The sequence below is a fragment of the Tepidimonas sp. genome (genome assembly GCF_029335975.1).
GTDB lineage: Bacteria > Pseudomonadota > Gammaproteobacteria > Burkholderiales > Burkholderiaceae_C > Tepidimonas.
Window position 1 is genome coordinate 1 of the sequence record NZ_JARJMT020000023.1, and the last position, 6,894, is coordinate 6,894.

Consider the following 6,894-nt stretch of genomic DNA (forward strand, 5'->3'; position numbering starts at 1 on the left):
AAATGCGACTGCTGCGCCGAGACGGCCGCGCCCTCGCTGTTGGTAATGCGCGGGCTGACGGCAAAGGCCGCGGCCTCGCAACGCAGCGCCAGCTCGGCCGCCTGTTCGGCCGTGATGGACCACGGGTGAAAGAGCTCCAGATCCGGATAGTCGTTGGCGACATCGATTTCGTCCGGCAGCCCCGCGGCAGGATCCTCGGCGGTGAAGCGTGCAATGTCATACGCTGCCTGCACCGTGCGGCGGACGGCCTCGGCCGAGAAGTCCGACGTCGAGGCATGGCCCCGCCGCAGCCCCAGATAGACGGTGACGCTCAGGGATTTGTCACGGTTGCGCTCGACGTTTTCCAAGGCGCCGCAGCGCACCGAGACATTGAGGCCGCTGCCTTCGGATACCTCGACCGCGGCATCGGCCACGCCCAGCAGGCGGGCGTGCTGCAGCGCCTGGTCGGCCAAGGCGCGAAACTGCTCTTGCGAAAACTGAAACCCCGGCAGCGCGCCGTAGGTGGCGCGGGCGGTTTTTTGTAGGCGGGTGACTTTCATGTGGCTGGCTATGATAGCGGCCATGCCACGCAAGCCACCCAAAGGGTATTTCGTCCAAGGCCATTTCGTCGCCTATGGCAGCGAAGAAGACGCCGAACTCAAGCGCGCCGCCAAGTGGGATGCCGAACGCAGCAAGACCGATCTGAAAAAGCAAAGCGCCCACTTGCAGACCGTAGGAGAGCAGCTGTTGACACTCAAGGCCCCGCTGCTGCAGCGCCTGGCGCTGCCCGATGCGTTGCTGGACGCCATCGCCCAGGCCAAGCGCATCGACGACTTCGAGGGCCGGCGCCGACAGCTGCAATACATTGGCAAGCTGATGCGCCAGCTCGACGAGGGACAGGTCACCGCCATCGAGGCCGCGGTCGCCGAACAACACCGGGGCAGCGCCGCCGAGACGCAGCGCCTGCATGAGGCCGAGCGCTGGCGCGAGCGGCTGCTCGCCGACGACACAGCCTTGGACGCCTGGCGCGATGTGGAGCCGCAGGCCGACTGGCAGCGGCTGCGCGCCTTGGTCCGCCAAGCGCGCAAGGACGCCGAAGCGCGCCCCGACGCGGCCCCCGGTCAAGCCCAGCGCCAGGGACGCGCCTATCGCGAACTCTTCCAGTATGTGCGCGCCGCGCTCGACGCGCGCGCCGATTCCCCCCTCGCATGACACACCGACCATGAGCGCCTACGACCCCGTCACCATCGGCATTGTCTCCATCAGCGACCGCGCCAGCCAAGGCATTTACGAGGACAAGGGCCTGCCAGCGCTGCGCGACTGGCTGGGCCGCGCGCTGAAAAACCCCATCATCTTCGTCGAGCGGCTCATCCCAGACGAGCGCGAGCAGATCAGCGCCACGCTGATCGAGCTGGCCGATCAGGCCGGCTGCAGCCTGATCCTGACCACGGGGGGCACCGGCCCGGCAGCGCGCGATGTGACCCCCGAGGCGACGCTGGCCGTGGCTGACAAGGAAATGCCGGGCTTTGGCGAGCAGATGCGCCAGATCAGTCTGCGCTTCGTGCCCACGGCGATTTTGTCGCGCCAAGTCGCCGTGATCCGCGGGCGCAGCCTGATCATCAATCTCCCGGGCCAGCCCAAGTCGATCGCCGAGACGCTGGAGGGACTGCGCGACGGCGACGGCAAACCCGTGATGCACGGCATCTTTGCCGCCGTGCCCTACTGCATCGACCTGATCGGTGGCCCGTACCTGGAGACGAACGAGGCGGTGTGCGCCGCCTTTCGGCCCAAGTCGGCCCTGCGTCCTGCCCCAAATTGAGCGCTTCGCGCCGGGCGCATGCTCATTTGCCGATCAGCCGATTGAGCCGCTCGGCCTCGAAATGCTCGGTCTTTGCGGCATCCGACGGCACGCAGCCGTCGCGCTGGGCGCAGGCCAGCTTCTCGATGGCCTGCCACAGCATCGCAATTTGGTGTTCATGGCTGGCCGCGTTGTCGATCAAGCCGCGCAGCGCTTGGCTCAGCGGATCGTCGCTTTGCGTCACGCCGTACGCCGAAAAGCCCATCTTGGCCGCAGCGGCCTCGCGCCGTTCGTCTGCATCGGCCACGATGATGCGCGCCGGGTTGCCCACCGCCGTGGCGCCGGCCGGTACCGGCTTGGTCACGACCGCATTGCTGCCGATCTTGGCCCCGTCGCCCACCACGAAGCCCCCCAATACCTTGGCGCCGGCGCCCACGATCACATTGCAGCCCAGCGTGGGGTGGCGTTTGGCGCCCTTGTAGAGCGACGTGCCGCCCAGCGTGACCCCGTGGTAAATGGTGCAGCCGTCGCCGACCTCGGCGGTCTCGCCAATTACCACCCCCATGCCGTGGTCGATGAAGACGCGCTCGCCGATGCGGGCGCCGGGGTGGATTTCGATGCCCGTAAGCCAGCGGTTCCAGTGCGAAATCCAACGTCCCAGCCACTTCCAGCCGCTGCGCCAGCAGGCATGCGCCAGCCGGTGCAGCACGATGGCGTGAAACCCCGGATAACAGGTCACCACCTCCCAGCGCGAGCGCGCTGCGGGGTCGCGCTCCAGGATGGCGTCGATATCGGCTTTGAGGCGTCCAAACATGGCAGGCTGGCGACAACGTTGCGAGTCTAGCGCCTGCCACCACGGGCAGTATCGATGATGGCGCGCGCCACCCCGCGCAGGATATGGATTTCGGACCGGGTGGGGGCGGCGCGCTGCAACAACTGGCGCAGCCTCGGCATCAGCTTTTTGGGCGCGGCCGGGTCCAGATAGCCCACCGCAACCAAGGCCTCCTGCCAGTGCGCCAACATGGCCGAGACGGTCGGTGCATCGGCTGGCGGATCGGCCACAGCGCCGCGGGCGCGCGCCGGGACGGACTCGGCATCGAAGCCGCCCAGCGCCTGTCGCCACTCGTACGCAATCAACTGCACCGCCGCCGCCAGGTTGAGCGAGCCGTAGTCCGACGCCGTGGGGATGCGCAGGCACACATGGCAGCGGTAGACATCCTCGTTGGCCATGCCGTAGCGTTCGGGGCCGAACAAAAACGCCACCCCGCCCACCTCGCCGGTACGAGCGCGCGGCGCCAGCGCGGCCAGATGCGCGCGCGGCGTGGCCGTCGGGGGTCCAAAGTCGCGCGGGGTCATCGCGGTGGCGCACACATGGTCCATGCCCTCCAGGGCCTGGTCCAGCGTGTCGACCACGCGGGCGCGGGCGAGCACATCAGTCGCACCGCTGGCCCGCTCGATGGCCTCTGGGCGTTGCAGCACATCCGGCCAGCGCGGCCGCACCAGCACCAAGTCGGCAAAGCCCATGACCTTGATCGCGCGCGCCGCCGCGCCGACGTTGCCGGCATGGCTGGGCTCGATGAGGACGAAGCGGGCGGGAATGTCCGGGCGCATGGTTTGGCGAAACAATGGGGCATCGGTAGAATCGCATCTATTGTCGCTGCCATCGCGCAGCCGCCGTGCTCTTGCCTACAATCTATGTCTGCTCACCTCCACCCCATGCTCAACGTGGCCATCAAGGCCGCGCGCGCCGCCGGCGCCCTCATCAACCGGGCCTCGCTGGATCTCGACAGCCTGCGCGTCGGTGCCAAGCAGACCAACGATTTCGTCACCGAGGTCGACCACGCCGCCGAAGCCGCCATCATCGATACGCTGCACGGTGCCTACCCCGACCACGGCATTTGGGCCGAAGAGTCCGGTCGCCGGGAGGGCAAGGGCAAAGGCCGCACCTACACCTGGATCATCGATCCGCTGGACGGCACCACCAACTTCATCCACGGCTTTCCGGTGTATTGCGTGAGCATCGCGCTGATGGTGGACGGGCGGCTGGATCAGGCGGTCATCTACGACCCATCGCGCAACGACCTGTTTACCGCCAGCAAGGGGCGTGGCGCCTATCTCAACGATCGCCGCATCCGCGTGGCCAAGCGTACCCAGCTGCGCGACTGCCTGCTGAGCACGGGCTTTCCCTTCCGCCCTGGCGATGCGTTTCAGACCTACCTGCGTATGTTGGGCGAGGTGATGCCGCGCGTGGCAGGCGTGCGCCGGCCCGGCTCGGCCGCGCTGGATCTGGCCTATGTGGCAGCGGGCTTCAGCGACGGCTTTTTCGAGATGGGTCTGAGCCCCTGGGACGTAGCGGCTGGCGCACTGCTGGTCACCGAGGCGGGCGGTCTGATCGGCAACTTCACCGGCGAGGCCGACTTCCTGGAACAAAAGGAATGCCTGGCCGCCAACCCGCGCATCTACGGGCAACTCGTGGGGCTGCTGGGCCAATACAGCAAGTTTGCCGCTGTGCACGAGAAGACGGCGCAGGCCGCCCACAGCGCCGAAGGCGTGTCGCGCGAACCCGCTGCGGACGAGCACACGGGCGAGCGCGCGCGGGATGGTGCGCCCAGCGGCGAAGCCCCAGGCGCCAGCGACGCGCCGTGGTGATGGCTGGGGGACAACCCCCGCTGCCGACGATGGTGACGGCACCCACGTCGCCCCCCGATGCCATCGGCGGTGCGCCCCCCGCACCGCTGCAGGCGCACACACCCATGATCGCGCAGTGGCTGCGTATCAAGGCGGATTACCCCCATACGCTGGTTTTCTATCGCATGGGGGATTTCTACGAGCTGTTCTACGACGATGCCCACAAGGCCGCGCGGCTGCTCGACATCACGCTGACCACGCGCGGGCAGTCGGCCGGCGCCCCGGTGGTGATGGCCGGCGTGCCGGTCCATTCGGTGGAGACTTACCTGGCCCGGCTGATCCGGCTGGGCGAGTCGGTGGCCATCTGCGAGCAAGTGGGCGACGTGGCCACTGCCAAGGGGCCGGTGGAGCGGCAAGTGGTGCGCGTGGTGACGCCCGGCACCTTGACCGACAGCGAACTCTTGGCCGACAAGACCGACGCGCTCCTGCTGGCCTTGCACCTGGGCGCACGCCGGCGCTGCGGACTGGCCTGGATGGCGGTGACCGAGGGCACCATTCACATGGCCGAATGCGACTGGGCCGAGCTGCGCGGCTGGCTGCAGCGCCTGGCCCCGCACGAGGTGCTGCACGGCGGTGACTTGGCGCCCGCCGCCGAAGCCCAGCTGCGCAGCTGGCTGGACGCAGCGGCCACCGCCGTGCGCCCCGCCCTGACGGTGCGGCCGGCCTGGGCCTTCGATGCCGCCCTGGGTCAGCGCAAGCTGTGCGACCAGCTGCAAGCGGCCACACTGGCCGGCTGGGGGGCGCAAGACCTGCCCGAGGCGCATGCCGCGGCATCGGCGCTGCTGGACTATGCCGAACACACCCAGGGCCGGCAACTGGGGCATGTGCGTGCGCTGCGCGTAGTGCGGCCGCAGGAGTGGATCGAGCTGCCCGCCACCACGCGCCGCAATCTGGAGCTGACACAAACCCTGCGCGGTGAATCCGCGCCCACCCTGCTGTCTCTGCTGGACACCTGCGCCACCGGCATGGGCAGCCGCCTGCTGCGGCGCTGGCTGCTGGAGCCGCCGCGCGACCGCGCCGTCGCGCGTGAGCGGCTGGCCGCCATCGGCGTGCTGCGCACCCACGGCCCCGACGATCTGCGCCGGGGCCTACGTGGCTTGAGCGATGTCGAGCGCCTGGCGGCGCGCATCGCGCTGCGGCAGGTGCGCCCGCGCGAGCTGGCCGGCCTGACGCAAACCCTGCAGCGTGCCGACCACCTGGCGCAGACGGTGGCGATGTTGGCCGATACCCACCCCGCCACGCTGTTGCAGCGCGCGGCAACCGACCTGCGCCCGCCACTGGCCGTGGCGGCGCTGCTGGCGCGCGCGCTGCTGCCCGAACCCGCGGCCCTGATCCGCGACGGCGGCGTGATCGCGCCGGGTTACGACGCCGAGCTGGACGAGCTGCGCGCCATCCAGGCCAACGCCGATGCCTTTTTGCTCGACCTGGAGGCGCGCGAACGCGAGCGCACCGGTATCGCCAACCTGCGCGTGCAGTACAACAAGGTGCACGGCTTCTACATCGAGGTCACGCAGGGCCAGCTCGACAAGGTGCCGGATGACTACCGCCGCCGCCAAACGCTGAAAAACGCCGAGCGCTTTGTCACACCAGAGCTCCAGGCCTTCGAGGACAAGGCGCTCAGCGCCCAGGAGCGCGCGCTGGCGCGCGAGAAGTGGCTGTACGAGCGGCTGCTGGACGAGCTGCAACCCCATGTCCCCGCGCTGGGCGCCTTGGCGCGGGCGCTGGCCACGCTGGACGTGCTGGCGGCACTGGCAGAGCGCTCGCTGACCCTGAACTGGCAGGCCCCCCGCTTCGTGCCCGAGCCGCGCATCGAAATCCGCCAAGGCCGCCATCCGGTGGTCGAAGCACGTCTGCAAGAAACGGGCACTGGCCCCTTCATCCCCAACGATACGGTGCTGGATGCGCGCACGCGCCTGCAGATCATCACCGGCCCCAACATGGGGGGCAAGTCCACCTACATGCGCCAGGTGGCGCTGATCGTGCTGCTGGCCAGCATCGGCAGCCATGTGCCAGCGCAAAGCTGCCATCTGGGGCCCATCGACGCCATCCATACCCGCATCGGCGCCGCTGACGATCTGGCCAACGCGCAGTCCACCTTCATGCTCGAGATGACCGAGGCAGCGCAGATCCTGCACGGCGCCACCGAGCACAGTCTGGTGCTGATGGACGAAATCGGCCGCGGCACTTCGACCTTCGACGGGCTGGCGCTGGCCAGCGCCATCGCCACCTACCTGCACGACCGCGTACGCGCCTTCACGCTGTTTGCCACGCACTACTTCGAGCTGACCGAGTTCCCCGCGCGCCACCCCGCAGCGGTCAATGTGCATGTCAGCGCGGTCGAAGGCAAAGGCCGCGAGATCGTTTTTCTGCACCAGATCGAGCCGGGCCCAGCCAGCCGCAGCTATGGGGTGCAGGTGGCTCGCCTGGCC

General features: G+C 68.7%; 7 protein-coding genes. 4 read left to right on the forward strand and 3 right to left on the reverse strand.

The window, feature by feature from the left end:
- Positions 1–539: DNA gyrase modulator (locus tag P3W97_RS01265; protein ID WP_300843156.1), on the reverse strand; the 539-nt coding region annotated here is incomplete at its 3' end.
- A gap of 22 nt (positions 540–561) precedes the next feature.
- Between P3W97_RS01265 and yjgA the strand changes: the two genes are divergently transcribed.
- Together yjgA and mog are read left to right on the forward strand one after the other, a co-directional pair.
- Positions 562–1,191 carry a ribosome biogenesis factor YjgA gene (yjgA, locus tag P3W97_RS01270; protein ID WP_300843157.1) on the forward strand — a complete coding sequence of 210 codons (630 nt, stop codon included), beginning with the start codon at positions 562–564 and terminating at the stop codon, positions 1,189–1,191.
- 10 nt (positions 1,192–1,201) lie between these two features.
- Positions 1,202–1,798, forward strand: a complete 597-nt coding sequence (gene mog / locus P3W97_RS01275) for a molybdopterin adenylyltransferase (RefSeq protein ID WP_300843158.1) — start codon at positions 1,202–1,204, stop codon at positions 1,796–1,798.
- A gap of 22 nt (positions 1,799–1,820) precedes the next feature.
- On the opposite strand, the gene cysE is transcribed toward mog, so the two are convergent.
- Both cysE and P3W97_RS01285 read right to left on the reverse strand, forming a co-directional pair.
- On the reverse strand, positions 1,821–2,591 hold the full coding sequence (gene cysE / locus P3W97_RS01280) for a serine O-acetyltransferase (protein ID WP_300843159.1): 771 nt from the start codon (positions 2,589–2,591) through the stop codon (positions 1,821–1,823).
- 26 nt (positions 2,592–2,617) lie between these two features.
- On the reverse strand, positions 2,618–3,388 hold the full coding sequence (locus P3W97_RS01285) for an RNA methyltransferase (RefSeq protein WP_300843160.1): 771 nt from the start codon (positions 3,386–3,388) through the stop codon (positions 2,618–2,620).
- Positions 3,389–3,472: 84 nt separating this feature from the next.
- Between P3W97_RS01285 and P3W97_RS01290 the strand changes: the two genes are divergently transcribed.
- Both P3W97_RS01290 and mutS read left to right on the forward strand, forming a co-directional pair.
- Positions 3,473–4,426 (forward strand): inositol monophosphatase family protein, encoded by a 954-nt coding sequence (locus P3W97_RS01290; RefSeq protein ID WP_300843161.1) that lies wholly within the window; start codon positions 3,473–3,475, stop codon positions 4,424–4,426.
- Positions 4,427–4,530: 104 nt separating this feature from the next.
- Positions 4,531–6,894, forward strand: a 2,364-nt coding sequence (gene mutS, locus P3W97_RS01295) for a DNA mismatch repair protein MutS (RefSeq protein ID WP_300843162.1), incomplete at its 3' end; no start/stop codon positions are given.

Excerpts from the sequence above, each read along its gene's own strand:
- yjgA (WP_300843157.1), top strand. The coding sequence starts at position 562 with ATGCCACGCAAGCCACCCAAAGGGTATTTCGTCCAAGGCCATTTCGTC.
- mog (WP_300843158.1), top strand. The coding sequence starts at position 1,202 with ATGAGCGCCTACGACCCCGTCACCATCGGCATTGTCTCCATCAGCGAC.
- cysE (WP_300843159.1), bottom strand. The coding sequence starts at position 2,591 with ATGTTTGGACGCCTCAAAGCCGATATCGACGCCATCCTGGAGCGCGAC.
- P3W97_RS01285 (WP_300843160.1), bottom strand. The coding sequence starts at position 3,388 with ATGCGCCCGGACATTCCCGCCCGCTTCGTCCTCATCGAGCCCAGCCAT.
- P3W97_RS01290 (WP_300843161.1), top strand. The coding sequence starts at position 3,473 with ATGTCTGCTCACCTCCACCCCATGCTCAACGTGGCCATCAAGGCCGCG.